The sequence below is a fragment of the Kitasatospora saccharophila genome (assembly GCF_039529925.1).
GTDB classification, from domain to species: Bacteria; Actinomycetota; Actinomycetes; order Streptomycetales; family Streptomycetaceae; genus Kitasatospora; species Kitasatospora saccharophila.
Window position 1 is genome coordinate 12,317 of sequence record NZ_BAAANS010000007.1, and the last position, 17,007, is coordinate 29,323.

The following is a 17,007-nucleotide window of genomic DNA, read 5'->3' on the forward strand; positions in this document are numbered from 1 at the left end:
CGCTGCTCCGTCCGGGTGGCGGGCCCGCGGGTCGGCGGCGGCGCGGCCGGGGCGGTCTCCTAGCGTCGGGGACCGCCCCCCGCCCCCGCCCGTCCCGGAGCCGCCGCGTGAACGAACCGACCGCCCTCCCGCTGGACCTGCTGATCACCGGCGCGGGCGTGGCCGACGGGACCGGACGCCCGGTGCGGGCCGCCGAGGTCGGCGTCCGGGCCGGCCACGTGGTCGCCGTCGGACCGCGGCTCGGCCTGCCCGCCGCCGAGACCCTGGACGCCCGCGGACTGGTGCTCGCCCCCGGCTTCGTCGAACTGCACAGCCACGGCGACCCGCAGGCGCTGCGCGGGGCCGAGAGCTCGCTGCGCCAGGGCGTGACCACCGAGATCCTCAATCCGGACGGCTTCGGCACCGAGGGCGCCCCCTGGACCGACATCATGGCCACCCCCGACATCGAGCGGACCCTGGCCTTCGCCGCCGAACCGCCCGGCACCGCGATCAACGTCGGCGCGTACGTCGGCCTCGGCGCGCTCTGGGCGGCCGGCGCGGGCTGGGAGGACCGCCGCCCCGCCCCGGAGGCGCTGGAGCGGATGCGCGCCCTGCTGCGGCGGGCCGCCCGGGCCGGCGCCTGGGGCGTCTCGGCCGGGCTGTACTACCCGCCCAGCGCGTACGGCACCACCGAGGAGGTGATCGCGGCGGTGTCGGCGGCCGCGCCCTGGCGGATGCCGTTCAGCAACCACATCCGCAACGAGGGCCCGCGGGTGCGGGAGGCCACCGCGGAGAGCCTGCTGATCGCCGAACGGGCCGGACTCGTCCCGGTGATCGCCCACCTCAAGGCGATGGGCCCGGACAACTGGTGCGCCACCACCGACACCCTGGCCGCGATCGCCGCCGCCCGCGCCCGGGGCGTGCCCGCCGCCGGGGAGGTCTACCCGTACCTGTCCAGCCGCACCGGCCTGGCCGTCCTCGTCCCGCCGGAACACCGTTCCGGCGGCGAGGCCGCGATGCTCGCCGGCTTCGCCGACCCGCACCGGCGGCCGGAGGTCGCCGCCGGGATCCGGCGGATGCTCGGCGAACGGGTCGCCGACGCGCGCGGCGTGCACCTGGAGAGCACCGGCGGCACCCTCGGCGCCTACTGCGCCGAGCACGCGGTCGGCGCGGGCGAGGCGGTGATCCGGCTGCTGGAGCGGGACCCGCAGGCGATGGCGGTGTACGACTTCGGCCACGAGAGCGACCTGGAACGGATCCTGCGCCAGCCCTACGTCGCCGTGGCCTCCGACGGCGGCGCCTGCCGCGACGAGCGCACCCACCCCCGCCACTACGGCACCCAGCCCCGGGTGCTGGCCCGCTACGTCCGCGACCGGCACCTGCTGACCCTCCCGCAGGCGGTGCGCCGGATGACCGCGCTGCCCGCCGCCGTCCTCGGCCTGCCCGACCGCGGCCTGGTCGCCCCCGGCGCCGTCGCCGACCTGGTGCTGTTCGACCCCGACGGCATCCGCGACCTGGCCACCTACGAGCGGCCCCGGCAGTACGCCGAGGGCGTCCGGCACGTCCTGGTGGCCGGCTCCTTCGCGCTGCGCGACGGCGACCCCACCGGCGTCCGGGCCGGCCGGGTGCTGCGCCGCCCGCCCTACGCGGTCAGCGACCCCGACGCCGGACGGGGCGCCGACGCCCGGGTGACGGCGCGCGGACCCGACTGCGAGCTGGACGTCACCGGTGGCGACCGCGGCGGCCCGGCGACCGGCCGGGTGCTGCTGCGCGACCCGGCCGGACGGGAGTTCACCGCCGCCGGGGCGGGCAGCCTGCGGGCCGGACGCGACTGGGCGCTGCTGATCGGCGTCGGGGCCCGCGCGGACGGGCGGCCGGAGCCCTTCCACGCGGTCGTCCAGAGTGCCGACCCCCGGCAGCGCGGGCGCCCCTCCGTCGCCTGGTCCGTCGCCGGGGCGCCGGGCGGGTACGGGCCGCTGGCGGACGGGGCCGTGACGGTCGGCGAGGGGTGACGGTCGGCGGGGCCGTGACGGTCGGTGACGGGTGACGGTCAGCGAGGGGTGACGACCGCGTCCACCGGCGCGGGCCCCGCCGCCCGGGCGCCGGAGGTGAACGGGCCGAGCAGCGCCCGGTGGTCGCCCGGATCGACCAGGCGCAGGCCCCGCTCCCGGAACGCGGCGAAATCCGCCGGGCCGGGCAGCGAACGGTAGCGGCGCAGCGCCGGGTCCTGCCGCAGCGCGGGCACCGGGCGTCCGGCGAGCACCCGCGGCAGCACGTCCAGCAGCACCCGCACGCCCCGCGGGTAGGCGTGCGCGACGTGCCAGGCGAGCGAGCGCGCCGGGTCCACCGGGAGCCGGCCGATGCCCAGGACCGGGCCGGTGTCCACGCCCCGGTCGATCCAGTGGACGGTGCAGCCGATCGACTCCCGGCCCTCCAGCATCGTCCAGAACGGCGAGAACAGGCCCGCGTAGCGCGGCAGTTCGCCCGGGTGCACGTTGAGGACGCCCAGCCGGGGCACGGCCAGCGCCTCCTCGTGGAAGATCAGGCTGAACCGGATCGAGACCACCAGGTCCGGGGCGAACCCGGACAGCGCGCGCAGCCCGTCCCCGCCGTTGACCTCCCGCACCGAGCGGCACTCCCACCCGTACCGGCGGGCCAGGTGGCCGAAGCTCAGCAGCCGCCCCGGCGGCCGCTCCAGCCGGTCCAGCGCCGGGAACAGCACCCGGTTGGGCAGGTCGCGCTCGAAGCGCTTCAGGCGGGCCAGTTCCGGCACGGCGTGCTCACCCACCCGCGCCACCTCGGACATCAGCACCTGCACCCGGTGCCCGGCCAGCCCGGGCAGCAACCGGTTCAGCGCCACACAACCCGGCAGGTCACGCTTGGTGCACACGGTGATTCGCATGCCCCCACCGGGGGTGTCCCGGGGTCAGCCCGTGAAGGCGGCGGTGCCGTTGGGCGTGCCGAGACCGGTCGGGCCGTCGTAGCCGGTGCCCGCCTTGCACAGGTAGGTCGGGGAGCAGGAGCCGTTGGAGCCGGAGGTGACGTCGAACAGGGCGCTGGTGTGGGCGTACGGGAAGGACGCCGGGCTGGAGCCGGAGGAGGGGGCGCCGCCCAGCGCGTAGACGCCCGCGATGATCGGGGCCGCGGCGCTGGTGCCGCCGTAGACGGCCCAGCCGCTGCCGCCGTAGGTCTGGTAGACGGCGACGCCGGTGGCCGGGTCGGCGACGGCGGAGACGTCGGCGATGGTGCGCTTGGTGCAGCCGGTGTCCTTCTGCCAGGTCGGCTTGGCGTCGTACTTGGAGCAGCCGGAGCCGGTGCCCTCGCTGGCGTTGGTCAGCCAGACGCTCTCCGACCAGCCGCGGGTGCTGGAGTCCCGCTTGAGCGCGGTGCCGCCGACCGCGGTCACGTACTTGGAGGCGGCCGGGTACTGGGCGCCGTACGCGGAGTCGCCGGAGGAGACGGTGATGGCGACGCCCGGGTGGTTGAAGTAGGAACTGTCGTACGAGGTGTCGGCGGAGGACTCGCCGCCGCCGTAGCTGTTGGAGACGTACTTGGCGCCCAGGCTCACCGCGGTGTTCACCGAGGTGCCGAGGTTGGCCATGGTCGCGCTGCTGGCCTCGACCAGCACGATGTGGGCGTTGGGGGCGATCGCCGAGACCATGTCGAGGTCGAGCGATATCTCCCCGGCCCAGCCGGAGTTGTTCGCGGGCAGGGTGCTGCCGCCGGTCTGGTTGACCTGCTTGAAGCAGCCGCTGGCCTTCGTGCAGGCGGGCAGGCCGTACTGGGAGCGGTAGACGGCCAGGTCGGCCTCGGCGTTCGGGTCGTTGTAGGCGTCCACGATCGCGATGGTCGTGCCCGCCCCGCCGTTCGCGGGCAGCTTGTACGCACTGAGCAGGTCGCTCGGGCCGAAGCCGGACGGGGTGAGGTGCGGGCTGACGCCGAACGCGGCGACCGGCTCGACGGTGCTGGTCACGCGCAGGGCGTGGCAGGCCACGGTGTCGCCGTGGGCGAGGGTGTCGCACGCCCGGACCCAGGACGTGCCGCCCCGGGCGGGCGCCTGCGGGGCGGCGGTCGCGCCCGCCGGGGCGGCGGTGGTGAGGGCGGAGAGGGCGAGGGCTGCGGTGCCCGCGACGGCGATGGCCGTGCGGCGGACGGCGGCGGAAGTGCGCATGCGGAAGTGCCTCCTTGGCTGGGGTGACCGGAAGCGGTGCATGCCGGGCCGCGCGGACGGATGGTGTCCGGGAGCGCGGCGGGGCGGGCGCGAAGGCGGGGATCGGGGCCGCCGTTCGGCCGGGCAGTCCGTACGGGGACGGGCTGGCGTTCGACACTAGGGGGTCATGCTCATGCCCAACAAGGAGTCGGCGCCGATCCGAACCAGCCCTTTGCCCAAGGGGCCTGACGCTTGGTCGATCGACGCCCCTTCGCCTGGGGAGGGTTTGCCTCCGCTTCCGGCCCCGCCCGCCCCTGCCCCGCCGCCCCGGTCACGCCGCCACCGCCCCTGCCCCGCCGCCGCGGTCACGCCGCCCGCGGGTCCCCGTCCGCCGCCAGGAACGGGTGCAGCAGCGCGAGCAGTTCGCGCGGCCGGTGCAGCGGGACGATGTGGCCGCAGTCCTCGATCACGTGCCCCGTCAACTCATCGGCGAACGGCCGCAGTTGACGCTCCAGTGCGGTGCCGACCGGCCGGGCGCCCACCGCCATCGCCGGCACCGTCAGCCGGGCGGCGGCGACGGCCCGTTCGATCTGCGCCGCGCTCTCGGGCAGCGCCCGGTAGTACGAGAACGCGCGGCCCAGGGCCGAACGGCCGGTGTACGCGCGGACGAAGGCGTCCCGGAGGGCGGGCCGCACCCCGTCCCCCAGCGTGCCCGCGTCCAGGAACCAGTCGACGTAGGCGGCCTCGTGGCCCTCCAGCACGCGCTCGGCGAGCCCGGGCGCGGCGGCGTGGAAGCCGAACCACCACGGCGGCCCGCCGGCCAGGAAGTCCTCGGCGCCGGGCAGCCGGCCCAGCAGGGACTCCATGACGACCAGGCGCCGGACCAGGTCGGGCCGGCGCAGGGCGAGCAGGACGGCCGGCGGGGTGCCCGCGTCGATGCCCACCACCGCGGCCGAGCCGACGCCGAGCGCCGCGAGCAGCGCCGCCGCGTCCTCGGCCAGGGTGCCCGCGTCGTACCCGGAGGCGGCCCGGCCGCTCGCGCCGAACCCGCGCAGGTCGGGCGCGATGACCCGGTAGCGGCCCGACAGGTCGGCGATGACGTCCGTCCACACCTCCCAGGTGTGCGGGAAGCCGTGCAGCAGCAGGACGGCCGGGCCGGATCCGGCGAGGGCGACGTTCAGTTCGACGCCGTTGGCGAGGACGCGGCGCAGTTCGGGCACGGGGACTCCAGCGTGGTGGTGAGGAATGGTGACCAGCTCACGCTAGGGAACTATGCTGGCCGCTCCAAGACGGCACTTCCCCCTCAGGTGGTGAGCTCCGAGTGACCACGTCGAAGCCCGGCAGTCCCGGCGAGCCCGGCGAGCCCGGCGAACGCGGCGACCTGCTGGACCCGCTCTGCCCGACCCGCCGGCTGCTCGACCGCGTCGGCACCAAGTGGACGTCGATCGCGGTCAAGGTGCTGGCCGAGGAGGCCCCGGCCGAACTCCGCTTCGCCGAACTGCGCCGCCGCGTCCCGGGCATCTCGCAGAAGATGCTCTCCGTCACCCTCCAGAGCCTGGTCCGCGACGGCCTGGTCGCGCGCCGGGTGGAACCCACCGTGCCCCCCGCCGTCCACTACCGGCTCACCGAACTCGGTCGCTCCCTCGACGAACCGCTCTCCGCCCTGCGCGAGTGGGCCGAGACCCACATGGCGCAGATCAGCCGCAACAACCGGCTCGCCGACGAGTCGGCCGCCGCCGCGGAACCGCGGAACGCTGGGCCCTGTCCGGCCGATCTTGCCGGGCGCGCGACGCCGGATCATCCCGCCTGGAAGCACCGGCCCCACACCCAAGTACATCCAGTACGAGGGCGTGGGGCCGGCACTCCCAGCCGGGCGCCCGACGCCGCACGCTGATCCGACAAGATCGATCGGACAGGGCCTAGGCGGCCCGGGCCACCCGCCGGGTCTTCGCCCAGTCCCGCCGCCCCCGCACGATCCGCCACAGCGCCCGCCAGGTCGCCAGGTAGGTGACGTACGTCAGCAGGTACGAGGCGTGGTGCAGTCCGACCGAGCGCCACCAGCCGTAGTGCCGGGTGCGCCGGTGGTACAGCGTGGCCTGGTACAGGTGCGGCGCGAACGCCAGCAGGTAGACCGCCACCGCGGTCGCCACGGCCGCCGCCGTCCCGCTGTGCGCGCCCACCGCGAGCGTCGCCAGCACGCCCAGCACCGCCAGCAGGTGCGCCAGCACCGACCAGGGCAGCGCCAGGCACCACGGCTGCAGCAGGTACAGCGCCAACTCCAGCGCGGCCGCCGTGCCCAGCCGCGAACCGCGCCACACCTCGCCCAGCCGCCCGGCGCAGACCATGTGCCCCTGCGCCCAGCGGGTGCGCTGGCGCAGCAGCGCCCGCAGGTGCTCCGGCCCCTCCTGGACGACGTGCGCCAGGCTGGTGGTGCGCAGCCGCCAGCCCCGCACGGCCAGCGACAGGGCCAGGTCGAGGTCCTCGGTCAGCGAGTCCGTCCACGGCGCGCCGGGCACCGAGCGCAGCGCCGACAGCCGGGCGAACTGGGCGTTGCCGCCCAGGCTGACCGTCCCGAACGGGTCGCGCCCGTACTGCGCGGTCGCGGCGGCGCCCCAGAACCCGGCGTCCTGGATCCGGGTCAGCAGCCGGTCCCGGTTGCGGATCCGGACGGCCAACTGGGCCCCGCCCACCGCCGGGTCGGCGAACAGCGGGGCGACGTGCGCCAGCGCGCCGGGGCTGAGGCGCCCGTCGGCGTCCATCACCGCCACCACCACCCGCTCCTCCGGCACGCCCAGCCGCTCCGCCGCCGCCACCAGGTGCGGCAGCGCCGCGTTCAGCGCCGCCCCCTTGCCCTGCCGGGCCTGCGGCAGCCGCCGCGACAGCACCTCGACGCGGTCGCCGCCCGCCGCCCGGGCCCGCTCGGCGGTGGCGTCGGCGGAGGCGTCGTCGACCACCGTCACCCGGGCCCGGGCGTCCTGCGCCAGCAGGTTGGCCACCGTCGCGCCGATCACCGCCTCCTCGTCCAGGCAGGGCACCAGGAACCAGAACACCAACTCCTCCTCCGGCAAAGGAGGTTCGGCGCCCGGTCGCCGTTCGGCCCGGACCCGCAGCCGTCCGGAGAACTGCAGCACCAGGAAGTACGTGAGCCCGTAGCCCAGCACCAGCAGGGTGAACGTGGTCAGCGGACCGACGGGCAGGTTCACCGCGACCTCCGGTGCGAGCCGTGCGGGCCGTGCGGGCCCTCCGGCACCGGCCCGGCCACCGGCGCCTCGCGGCGACGCGGCACCCCGGCGGCGCGCAGCGCGCAGGCGATCCCCGCGACGGCCGCGAACAGCCCGGCCGCCACCGCCAACGTCGACGCCCCGTCCCGCAGCACCAGCCACGCCGCCCGCCCGGCCGGCCGGTCCGACCCCGCCAGCGCCCACCCGGCCAGCAGCACGCCCGTCCCCAGCAGCACCGACAGCATCCGGCGCCCCCACGCCCCGTGCCGCCCGCCCGCCGCACCCGCCGGGCCCGCCCCGCCCGTCGTCACGTCCGCCGTCACGCCCGCTCCGCCCGGTGGATCGCGGTCTCGTCGAAGCCCGCCGCCCGCAGCACCGCGGCCCGCCGGTAGCCGCTGCCGAAGCGGGCCGGTTTCGGGGTGCGGAAGGTCAGGTGCTCCAGGGCGGCCACGATCCGCTCGGCGGCGCGCCCGTCGCCGTACGGGTTGTCCGCGGCGGCCATCGCGGCCCGGGCCCGGTCGTCGTCCAGCAGGTGGCGGACGGCCGCGGCGACCGCGCCGGTCTCGGTGCCGACCAGCCGCAGGGTGCCCGCGTCCACGCCCTCGGTGCGTTCGGTGCTCTCCCGGGTGACCAGCACCGGGACGCCCAGGGCGGGCGCCTCCTCCTGGACGCCGCCCGAGTCGGTCACCACCAGCGCGGCGCGTCCCAGCAGCGCGGCGAACACCGGGTACGGCAGCGGCTCGGTCAGCAGGACGTTCGGCAGCGGGTCCAGCGCCGGGCGCAGCTGCGCGCGGACGGCCGGGTTGGGGTGCAGCGGCAGCACGAACGCGGTGCCGGGCCGTTCGGCGGCGACCTGGGCGAGCGCGGCGGCGACGTGGCCGAGCGCCCGGGTGGCGAGGTTCTCCCGGCGGTGCGCGGTCACCACCACGAGCGGCCGGCCGGGGTCGGCGAGCAGCGCGTCCAGCTCGGGCAGGCCGGAGGGGCGGGCGGTGGCGGCGGCCCACAGCAGGGCGTCGACCGCGGTGTTGCCGGTGACGAAGACCTGCTCGTGGCGCACCCCCTCCAGGATCAGGTTCTCCTCGTTGAGCGAGGTGGGCGCCAGGTGGAACGCGGCGATCCGGGCGACCAGCTGCCGGTTGAGCTCCTCGGGGAACGGGGTGGCGGTCCGGTGGGTGCGCAGCCCGGCCTCGACGTGCGCGACCGGCATCCGCAGGTGGAACGCGGCGAGCGCGACGGCCGCGGCCGAGCTGGTGTCGCCGTGCACCAGCGCCCAGGCCGGGTAGCGGGCGGCCGGGCCGTCGACCGTCACGCTGTCGGCCGGGCCGAGGAGTTCGGCGAGGGCGTCCTGCAGGCCGGACAGCACCCGGGCGAACAGGTGGTTCAGCGGCAGGCCCGGCTCCCCGACCGCCAGGTCGACGTCCGGCCGGATCCCGGCCAGGTCGAACACCTCGGCCAGCAGCTCCCGGTGCTGCCCGGTGGACACCACCAGCGGCCGCAGCCGGGTGCTCGCCCGCAGCGCCCGGATCACCGGCACCATCTTGATCGCCTCGGGCCTGGTCCCGACCGCCACCAGCACTCGGGTCCGCCGGTCCCCCTCCCCGTCCCCGCCCCCGCCTCCGTCCCCGCCACGGCCTCCGTCGCCGGTCCCGGGATCGCGCTGCTGCTCCACCACTGTGCTCCCCTACTGCCGCGGCCACGGACGGTCACCATCCTGGACCGACCGGCGCCCCGGCACCCGCCTTACCGCGCCGGTCGGCTGACGCCGGGTCAGGCGAGGGGCGCCAGGGTCATGTCGGCCGGACCCTTGCCGGGGGTGTTGGCGCAGCGGCGGTCGGCGGCGTCCTGCTCCAGCTGGAGGCTCAGGCAGGTGCCGAGGGCCTGCTGGCCGAAGCGGTTGGGGTGCAGCGACTCCTGGAGCTGGCCCTGCCCGGCGCCGGTGGTCAGGAAGCGCATCCACTCGCTGGTCTCGCCGGAGGGCGGGTTCTGGAGGTCGGCCTGCCGGGTGCTGTTCGAACAGACCTCCCGGCCCTCGAAGGCGCCGGACAGGTCGAGGAACTCGGCCCCGGCCTCGTGCGCCGCCTCGGCGATGGTGGCGCTGATCTGCGGCACCAGGTCGTCGTGCGCCCAGGTGAGGTCCTGGTCGAAGAACGGGCAGCCGCCGGTGCTGAAGCGGTCGTACTTCTCCCCGGGGTAGCGGACCCGGGCGGCGTCGGGCAGCGGGGACGGGTAGGACTGCAGGACCAGCCGGTAGGAGCCGCTCTCGTGCCCGGCCCGCTCCAGCGCGGTCCTCACGTCGGCGAGCGTCTCGACCACGGCGCTCCGCACGCCGGGCAGTCGGTCCTTGACCTGCTGCTCGGCACCGGGCGCGCAGGGGGCGCCGCCGAAGGGCTTGAGGAACTGCTTCGTGCAGTCGGTGATGATGTCCGAGAACCCGAGGTCGTTGCCGCCGATCGACACCACCACGGCGCGCACCGGCTGCCCGTCCACCGCCTTCTGCAGCTGCTCGGCCTGCGAGGACTCGCCCTTGAACGGCGCCCCTCCGTTCTCCGGCAGCTTGACGGCGGTCGAAGTCGCCCCGGAGCAGGCCAGGTTGAGCTTGCGGACGTCCAGCGTGAGGGACTGCACCTCGGCGACGTCGGAGCGGTTGCAGCCGTTCTCGTACGAGGCGCCGTAGACCCGGGACGGGTCGCTCTCGTCGGTCGCCGGGTCGTACGCCCGGTCGGTGCCGGACCAGCCGTTGGCCGACTCGTTGCTGTTGCCGGACCAGCGGCCCGCCTCGCCGGAGATGAAGCTGTCGCCCAGCGACACCACCCACGGCGCGTCGGCCGCGGGCACCCGGTGGGTGGAGGCGGGTGCGGAGGCGAAACCGGTCACGCCCGCCACGCAGACGGCGGCGGCCAGGGCGGCCAGCCCCTTGCGGCTGTACGAAGAAGAGGTCATGCCCACGGTGTCGGCAGCCGCTCGCCGCGGGGTTACGGCCGGCGGCCCGTTCGCCTCCGAATGGACCAGTGGGAGTGGTGCGTTCAGGCGACCGGGCGGAACAGCAGCAGCAGTCGCCCGCGGACGGTCTCCCACTCGGCGGCCAGGTCGTGCCCGCCCGCCGAGGAGATCAGCAGCAGCCCGCGCATCGCCTGCAGCGCGGTGAGCAGCGAGGCGCCGAACGCGGGGGAGTCGGCGGCCGGGCCGGAGACGGTCCGCACCGCGGCCATCAGCTCGTGCTCCAGCCGCCGCTCGAACTCCCGCACCACCGGCCGCAGTTCGGGATCGTGCCGGGTGCCGATCAGCAGTTCCAGGAACGCCTGGTAGTCCCGGGTGTTCATCAGCTGCCAGATCATCCCCAGGCCCTGCGCGGCCCGGTCCGGCTGCGGCGCCGCCGCCAACTCCCGCGCCTGCGCCGGGGCCAGCGCCGCGTACGAGGCGGACAGGTGGTCGGTGACCGCCTCGATCAGCGCGTTCTTGGTCGGGAAGTGGTGCACCAGCCGCCCCCGGCTGACCCCCGCCGCCTCCCCGACCGCGAGGGTGGAGAACCCGGCGTACCCGCTGTCGCACAGCACGTCCACCGCCGCGCGCAGCAGCAGGTCCCTGGTCTCCAGCGCGCGCTGCTGGACCCGGCGCTGCCGGGTGTCGTCGGAGGGTGCGGGCATGCCGGAATCCTACCCGCGCCCGGGGGCCGGGCCGGGAGCGCTGAGGGCGGCCGTGCTCCCCGGGGCCCGCTCAGAAGGCACCGGGGAGCACGGGGTCGGACGGTTCGGGCCCGGTCAGACGGTCAGCGCGATCCGCAGCGCCTCGCCGCTGCGCATCAGGCCGAGCGCCTCGTTGATCCCGGTGAGCGGCAGCCGGTGGGTGATCAGCCGCTCCAGGTCGAGGCGGCCGGTGCGGACCAGTTCGGCGATCCGGGCGTAGGTGCGGGTGACGGTGTCGCCGCCGTAGAACGAGGGCAGCACGCGCTTCTCGCCCGCCGAGAGCTCCCACATGCTGATCGGGAACTCGTCCTTGGCGCCGCCGACGCCGACCAGCACCACGTTGCCGCCGCGCCGGGTGGCGTCGTAGGCGGAGCGGAAGGTGGCGGGGCGGCCGACCGCCTCGATCACGTGGTCGAAGCCGAGGCCGCCGGTGGCCCCGGCGACCGCGTCGGCCAGCTCCTCGGGGGCGACGGCGGCCGTCGCGCCGAAGGACAGCGCCCACTCGCGGCGGGTCGCGACCGGGTCGACGGCGACCACGTGCGAGGCCCCGGCGGCCTTGGCGCCGAGGATCGCGCTGATGCCGACGCCGCCGCAGCCGATCACCGCGACCGTCTCGCCCGGCCGCACCCCGGCGGTGTTGAACACCGCGCCGACGCCGGTGGTGACGCCGCAGCCGATCAGCGCGGCCGCGTCGTAGGAGACGCCGTCGGGGACGGGGCTGGCGAAGCCCGCGTTCAGCACCACCTCCTGGGCGAAGGTGCCCGCGCCCATGAAGCGGAAGAAGTCCTGCCCGCCGGAGCGGAACGCCGGCGTCATCATCGCGGCGTTGCCGCTCTGGCACAGCTGGCCCTGCCCGCGCACGCACCAGGCGCACTCGCCGCAGGACGGCCGCCAGTTGACGATCACCCGGTCGCCCGGGCGGACGTGGGTGACACCCTCGCCGACCTCCAGCACCTCGCCGGCGCCCTCGTGGCCGAGCACCAGCGGCATCGGCGCGGGGATGGTGCCGTTCATGCCGGACAGGTCGGAGTGGCACAGGCTGGTCGCCCGGATGGCGACCCGGACGGTGCCGGGGCCGAAGCCGATCGCCTCGACGTCGTCGCGGACCTCCAGCTCGGTGGCGCCCGGGGCGGTGATCATTGCAGCCAACATGGTGGATACTCCTAGCTCTTGACGGTGCGTCAGACGGTGGCGGGCAGGGCGACGGTCTTGTGCTCCAGGTACTCGCCCAGGCCCTCGGCGCCGAACTCCCGGCCCACGCCGGAGTTCTTGTAGCCGCCGAACGGGCCGCGCAGGTCGATGGTGAAGCCGTTCACGGTGTACGTGCCGGTGCGGATCCGGCGGGCCAGCTCGACGCCGCGCGCCACGCCCTCCTCGGTGCGGGCGGTGAACACCGCGCCGGACAGGCCGAAGTCGGAGTCGTTGGCGATCCGCACCGCCTCGTCCTCGTCCTCGTACCGGAGCAGGCAGACCACCGGGCCGAAGATCTCCTCGCGGGCGATCCGCATCTCGTTGGTGACGTCGCCGAACAGCGTCGGCCGCACGTACGCGCCCGCCTCCAGCCCGTCCGGGACACCGCCGCCGGCCAGCAGCGTCGCGCCCTCCTCCCGGCCGATCCGGATGTAGTCCAGGTTGCGCTGCTGCTGCCGCTTGGAGACCAGCGGGCCCACCTGGGTCTGCGGGTCCTGCGGGTCGCCGACCCGCAGCCCGGCGAACACGGCGGTCAGCGCGCCGGCGAACTCCTCGTAGCGGGAGGCGGGCAGCAGGATCCGGGTCAGCGCCACGCACGCCTGCCCGTTGTTCAGCAGCGACCCGGCGACCAGGCCCGCCACGGTGGAGGGCAGGTCGGCGTCCGGCAGCACGATGCCCGCCGACTTGCCGCCCAGCTCCAGGGTCACCCGGGCCAGGTGCTGCGCGGCGGACGCCATCACCTGGCGCCCGGCGGCCACCGAGCCGGTGAACGAGACCTTGTCCACGTCCGGGTGCGCCACCAGGTAGGCGCTGGTCTCCCGGTCGGCGGGCAGCACGCTCAGCACGCCCTCCGGCAGCCCGGCCGCCTCGCACACCTCGGCCAGCAGGTAGGCGTCCAGCGGCGTCTCCGGGCTGGGCTTCAGCACCATCGTGCAGCCGGCCGCCAGCGCGGGCGCCAGCTTGGCGGCGGTCACGAACTGCGGGACGTTCCACGGCACCACCGCGGCCACCACGCCGACCGGCTCGCGCAGCACCAGCAGCGGCTGCCGCAGGCCCGCGCGCCGCTCCTCGAACGGGAACTCCCGGGCGGCCGCGGCCACCAGCCCGTACTGGACGGCCGCCGCGGCAGCCTGGTTGACCGTGCTGAACGAGGCCGGGGAGCCGTTCTGCGCGCTGATCACCCGGGCGAACTCGTCCTTGCGCTCCAGCATCAGGGCCTGGATCCGCTCCAGCACCGCGAGCCGCTCCTCCAGCGGCAGCCGGGGCCACGGCCCGTGGTCGAACGCCTCCCGGGCGGCGGCCACCGCCCGGTCCACGTCCTGCGGCGAGGCGTGCGGGACGCGGCCGATCAGCGTCCCGTCGTGCGGCGAGACGACCTCGATGGTGTCGGTTCCGGCGGGGGTCTCCCACCGTCCGCCGATGAAAAGGGTGCCGTGTACGGCGGGTGCCTCGGCCATGGCCGACTCCTTCTGCTCTGCGATGACCTCCTAAACGTACACAGCTGACTGTTTAGAGTCCAGGGGCGAAGGTTGCCTTCGAGAAGTGAACACTGCACGCCACTTGACGGTGGGCCTTCAGCCCCCCAACACTTCCGTACGGGTTCAGAGAGCGCTCTCAATCGATCGGACCCGCCAGAAAGGCGACACCACCCCTTCCCCACTTCGATCTGGCGTTCACTTTGCGAAGCCAGACGAGAGGACCCCCATGCGAAGGACGACCGCCCTCTCCCGCCCCCGCCCCCACCCGCGGGTGCTCGCCCTGCTCACCGCGCTGGCGCTGACCGTCGCGGCCCTGCTCGGCCTGGCCGCCACCGCCGGCCCCGCCTCCGCCGCGGCCGACTACACCCAGAGCGCCACCCAGCCGAGCGCCACCCAGCTGCAGATCGCCTTCACCCCGACCACGCCCGCGCTCTACGTGGACGTCCACTACCTGGTCAACGGCGCCAACCAGCAGAACGTCCGGATGACCAACACCGCGGGCACCTGGAACTGGACCGTCAACGCGCTGGCCACCGGCAACACCGTCGAGTACTGGTTCACCTACGAGAAGAGCGGACCGCAGTACGACAGCCCGCACTTCACCGTCACCATCGGCAGCACCGGCACCAGCCCCACGCCGACGCCGACCCCCACCCCGACCCCCACCAGCACCGGCGGCACCACCTGCCCGGCGCAGTCCGACACCCCGAACTTCGGGCCCAACGTGCACGTCTACGACCCGAGCATGTCCAGCGCCACCATCCAGTCCCAACTGGACGCCCACTTCAACCAGATGAAGGACACCCAGAGCGCCCAGTTCTCCGAGAACCGGGTCGCCGACCTGTTCAAGCCCGGCACCTACAACGTCAACGACAACGTCGGCTTCTACACCTCGATCGCCGGCCTGGGCCAGAACCCCGACGACGTCACCATCAACGGCAACGTCACCGTCGACGCCTTCAACGCCTCCGACGCGGGCAACGCCACCCAGAACTTCTGGCGCTCCGCCGAGAACCTGGCGATCAACCCCGGCGGCGGCACCAACCGCTGGGCGGTCGCCCAGGCGGCCCCGTTCCGCCGGATCGACGTGCACGGCAACCTGGCGCTGTACCCGGCCAGTTACGGCTGGGCCAGCGGCGGCTACGTCGCCGACACCAAGGTCACCGGCCAGGCCGCCTCGATCTCCCAGCAGCAGTGGTACACCCGGGACAGCAGCCTCGGCAGCTGGGACGGCGGGGTGTGGAACATGGTCTTCTCCGGCGTCCAGGGCGCCCCGGCCACCACCTTCCCCAACCCGCCCGAGACCACCCTGGCCACCACCCCGGTCTCCCGCGACGTCCCCTACCTGTACGTCGACGGCTCCGGCAAGTACCGGGTCTTCCTGCCCAGCCTGCGCACCAACGCCACCGGCCCCAGCTGGGCGTCCGGCAGCACCCCCGGCAGCTCGCTGCCGATGAGCCGGTTCTACGTGGTCAAGGTCGGGGACACCGCCGCGACCATCAACAACGCGCTCTCCCAGGGCTGCAACCTGTTCGTCACCCCCGGGGTCTACCACCTCAGCCAGACCCTCAACGTGACCCGGGCCGACACCGTGGTCCTCGGCATCGGCTACCCGACCTTCGTCCCCGACAACGGCGTCAACGCCATGCAGGTCGCCGACGTGGACGGCGTCCGGCTCAAGGGCCTGCTGTTCGACGCGGGCACCGTCAACTCGGCCGCCCTGCTGACCGTCGGCGCCAACGGCTCCACCGCGAGCCACGCCGCCGACCCGACCACCGTCCAGGACGTGTTCTTCCGGATCGGCGGCGAGATCGCCGGCCGGGCCACCACCAGCCTGGTCGTCAACAGCAACAACACGATCATCGACCACATCTGGGCCTGGCGCGCCGACCACGGCAACGCGGGCACCGTCGGCTGGACGGTCAACACCGCCGACAACGGCGTCGTCGTCAACGGCAACAACGTCCTGGCGACCGGCCTGTTCGTCGAGCACTACCAGAAGTACGAGGTCACCTGGAACGGCCAGAACGGACGGACGATCTTCTTCCAGAACGAGATGCCGTACGACGTGCCCAACCAGGCCGCCTGGAAGTCACCGTCCGGCCTGAACGGCTACGCCGCCTACAAGGTCGGCACCGGCGTCACCAGCCACGAGGCCTGGGGCCTGGGCAGCTACTGCTACTTCAACGTCAACCCGGCGGTGAACGCGTACCACGCGTTCGAGGTGCCGAACACGGCGGGCGTGAAGTTCCACGACGTGCTCAGCGTCTCGCTCGGCTACCAGGGCACCATCTCCCACGTCATCAACGACACCGGCGGCGTCACCCCGACCGGAACCGTCCCGGTCAACGTGGTCGCCTACCCGTAGCCGGCCGCCCGCCCGCGGCCGACCGCCCGGCACCGGACGCCACGCGTCCGGTGCCGGGCGGTCGGTGGGTCGGCGGGCCCTACGGGCGCCAGGTGTCCTGGACGGTGAAGGTGCCGGTGGCCGGGGTGGTGGCGGTGCGGTTGGCGCCGCCCTCCCAGACCACGCTGCCGTCCGGGTTCTTGATCAGGTACTTGTACTCGACCGGGGTGTTGGGCGGCAGCTGCAGGGCGGCGCTCCAAGCCGGGTAGCTGGCGGAGCCGGTGCTCAGCGGGACGGCGGCGGCCGGGTTCCAGCCGCCCAGCTCGGCCAGGTTGCCGACCAGGTAGACGTTCTGCCCGTAGGCGGTGCCGGCGGTGACGCGGAAGCTCGCGGCGACCGGTGCGCCGCTGCCGACGTTCCAGCGGTCGTCGATCGCGGTGATCGTGGTCGTCGAGTGGGTCACCGTGCGGTTGGGGACGCTCTCCCAGGTCACGGCCCCGGTGCTGCTGCGGATCAGGAACTTGTACTCCGCGGTGCTGCCCTGGATGATCTGCACGTACCCGGTCCAGGACGGGTAGGTCTGCGCGGTGGTGTGCAGCGGGACGGCCGCGGCCGGGTCCCAGTTGCCCAGCTGCGCGGTGTTCCCGCTGATCAGGACGGTGTCCCCGGGGTTGGTCACGGCCGAGACCGTGACCGAGATGGTGGCCTCGGCGGTGGCCGCGCCGGCCGGTGCGGCGGCGCCGAACAGCCCGGTCAGCAGGGCGGCCGCGAGCAGCAGCGGGCGCCACCAGGCGGTGGCCGTGGTGCGGGGCGGTGCGGTGGTCATGGGGCTTCCCGTCTCTTCTCCGTCGGCGCTGACGCGGCGTCAGCGCCCGTTGATCACAACATGAAATCAACGGAAGATCCGCCCCGGCGGCCTCGCTGGTATCGGATTCAGGTCATGCTCCGAGCCGCTCCG

At 74.8% G+C, this 17,007-nt stretch carries 13 protein-coding genes and 1 pseudogene; 3 read left to right on the forward strand and 11 right to left on the reverse strand.

All coding sequences use genetic code 11. The features are described 5' to 3' along the window. Positions 1–107 precede the first annotated feature (107 nt). On the forward strand, positions 108–1,991 hold the full coding sequence (locus ABD345_RS07150; protein ID WP_344550973.1) for an N-acyl-D-amino-acid deacylase family protein: 1,884 nt from the start codon (positions 108–110) through the stop codon (positions 1,989–1,991). Between the two features lie 38 nt (positions 1,992–2,029). On the opposite strand, the gene ABD345_RS07155 is transcribed toward ABD345_RS07150, so the two are convergent. The 3 genes from ABD345_RS07155 to ABD345_RS07165 all read right to left on the reverse strand — a co-directional run bounded on the left by ABD345_RS07155 (position 2,030) and on the right by ABD345_RS07165 (position 5,349). After that, the gene (locus ABD345_RS07155) at positions 2,030–2,881 is read right to left on the reverse strand and encodes a formyl transferase (protein ID WP_344550974.1); all 852 of its coding nucleotides are present in this window, start codon (positions 2,879–2,881) and stop codon (positions 2,030–2,032) included. Between the two features lie 24 nt (positions 2,882–2,905). Then, on the reverse strand, positions 2,906–4,150 hold the full coding sequence (locus tag ABD345_RS07160; RefSeq protein ID WP_344550975.1) for a S53 family peptidase: 1,245 nt from the start codon (positions 4,148–4,150) through the stop codon (positions 2,906–2,908). 344 nt (positions 4,151–4,494) lie between these two features. Next, positions 4,495–5,349 carry an alpha/beta fold hydrolase gene (locus tag ABD345_RS07165; protein WP_344550976.1) on the reverse strand — a complete coding sequence of 285 codons (855 nt, stop codon included), beginning with the start codon at positions 5,347–5,349 and terminating at the stop codon, positions 4,495–4,497. A gap of 101 nt (positions 5,350–5,450) precedes the next feature. On the opposite strand from ABD345_RS07165, the pseudogene ABD345_RS07170 reads away from it, so the two are divergent. Further along, positions 5,451–5,864: pseudogene (locus ABD345_RS07170) on the forward strand (winged helix-turn-helix transcriptional regulator); the annotation flags it as partial. Between the two features lie 184 nt (positions 5,865–6,048). Here the strand turns inward: ABD345_RS07170 and ABD345_RS07175 are convergent. From ABD345_RS07175 to ABD345_RS07205, 7 genes are all read right to left on the reverse strand, one after another. Next, the gene (locus tag ABD345_RS07175) at positions 6,049–7,332 is read right to left on the reverse strand and encodes a glycosyltransferase family 2 protein (RefSeq protein WP_344550977.1); all 1,284 of its coding nucleotides are present in this window, start codon (positions 7,330–7,332) and stop codon (positions 6,049–6,051) included. Beyond that, a complete protein-coding gene (locus ABD345_RS07180) occupies positions 7,329–7,673 on the reverse strand; it encodes a hypothetical protein (RefSeq protein ID WP_344550978.1) in 345 nt (114 codons plus the stop codon). The genes ABD345_RS07175 and ABD345_RS07180 overlap by 4 nt, the downstream gene beginning before the upstream one ends. After that, a complete protein-coding gene (gene wecB / locus ABD345_RS07185; protein WP_344550979.1) occupies positions 7,670–8,920 on the reverse strand; it encodes a non-hydrolyzing UDP-N-acetylglucosamine 2-epimerase in 1,251 nt (416 codons plus the stop codon). The genes ABD345_RS07180 and wecB overlap by 4 nt, the downstream gene beginning before the upstream one ends. 197 nt (positions 8,921–9,117) lie before the next feature. Next, positions 9,118–10,290, reverse strand: coding sequence for a GDSL-type esterase/lipase family protein (locus ABD345_RS07190; RefSeq protein ID WP_344550981.1), 1,173 nt, complete (start codon positions 10,288–10,290; stop codon positions 9,118–9,120). Positions 10,291–10,373: 83 nt separating this feature from the next. Next, positions 10,374–10,994, reverse strand: a complete 621-nt coding sequence (locus ABD345_RS07195; protein WP_344550982.1) for a TetR/AcrR family transcriptional regulator — start codon at positions 10,992–10,994, stop codon at positions 10,374–10,376. 114 nt (positions 10,995–11,108) lie between these two features. Further along, a complete protein-coding gene (locus ABD345_RS07200; protein ID WP_344550984.1) occupies positions 11,109–12,185 on the reverse strand; it encodes a zinc-binding dehydrogenase in 1,077 nt (358 codons plus the stop codon). Between the two features lie 29 nt (positions 12,186–12,214). Then, positions 12,215–13,681: an aldehyde dehydrogenase gene (locus ABD345_RS07205; protein WP_344550985.1), complete on the reverse strand. Its 1,467-nt coding sequence runs from the start codon at positions 13,679–13,681 to the stop codon at positions 12,215–12,217. Between the two features lie 247 nt (positions 13,682–13,928). Here ABD345_RS07205 and ABD345_RS07210 point away from each other — a divergent pair, with 247 nt between their 5' ends. Then, on the forward strand, positions 13,929–16,070 hold the full coding sequence (locus ABD345_RS07210) for a hypothetical protein (protein WP_344550986.1): 2,142 nt from the start codon (positions 13,929–13,931) through the stop codon (positions 16,068–16,070). Positions 16,071–16,149: 79 nt separating this feature from the next. Here the strand turns inward: ABD345_RS07210 and ABD345_RS07215 are convergent, their stop codons facing one another. Continuing rightward, positions 16,150–16,875: a carbohydrate-binding module family 20 domain-containing protein gene (locus ABD345_RS07215; RefSeq protein WP_344550987.1), complete on the reverse strand. Its 726-nt coding sequence runs from the start codon at positions 16,873–16,875 to the stop codon at positions 16,150–16,152. Positions 16,876–17,007: the final 132 nt, after the last annotated feature.